The sequence below is a fragment of the Bartonella sp. MR168JLCBS genome (genome assembly GCF_042194175.1).
Genome location: NZ_JBHIMP010000187.1, coordinates 321 through 972, shown reverse-complemented (window position 1 = coordinate 972; position 652 = coordinate 321). Strand labels below are relative to the sequence as shown.

Here is a 652-nt window from a genome sequence, read left to right as displayed (position 1 = left end):
GTGTTGTTGTACCAATGGCAATATTATTGGCTATTATTTGTTTGGTTGGTGGACAATTTATTTTAGAACAAGTTTTCAATATGGCAGGACGTTTAAGTTTTATCATTGAATTTTGTGGTGGAACAGTCTTCTTAATTTCACTGATGAAGGGAAAACTAAAATGATTAAAATCAATCACCTTTCCAAATCTTATGGAGCTAGATTGATTATTGATGATTTATCCCTTCATCTTCACAAAGGAGGAATTATTTCTCTTATTGGCCCCAATGGTTCTGGAAAATCAACTCTTCTGATGATGATAAGACGTCTTTTACCAAGTAACAAAGGAACCATTAGCGTTGACGGTTTTGATATTGATAAAATGCCCCACGATATTTTGGCTCAAAAACTTTCAATCTTGCGTCAAGATAATCCTTTATCCTTTCGCTTAACCGTGTACGATTTAGTAAGTTTTGGGCGCTATCCTTACTCTAAAGGCTGGTATAACAACGAAGATAAACAATATATTGACAGCGCACTGCGATATCTCGACTTACAAGACCTAAAAAATCGCTTTTTGGATGAACTTTCTGGCGGACAGCGTCAGCGGGCTTTTATCGCGATGGTCATCTGTCAAGATACCGATTACCTTCTCTTAGATGAGCCATTAAAC

The 652-nt window shown here is 36.7% G+C and carries 1 protein-coding gene and 1 pseudogene; both read left to right on the top strand.

What is annotated here, in order from left to right; translation table 11 throughout:
* A pseudogene (locus tag ACFIK8_RS10240) lies at positions 1-164 on the top strand (enterobactin ABC transporter permease); the annotation flags it as partial.
* Positions 161-652, top strand: a 492-nt coding sequence (locus tag ACFIK8_RS10235; protein WP_375669360.1) for an ATP-binding cassette domain-containing protein, incomplete at its 3' end; no start/stop codon positions are given. The pseudogene ACFIK8_RS10240 and the gene ACFIK8_RS10235, both read left to right, overlap by 4 nt.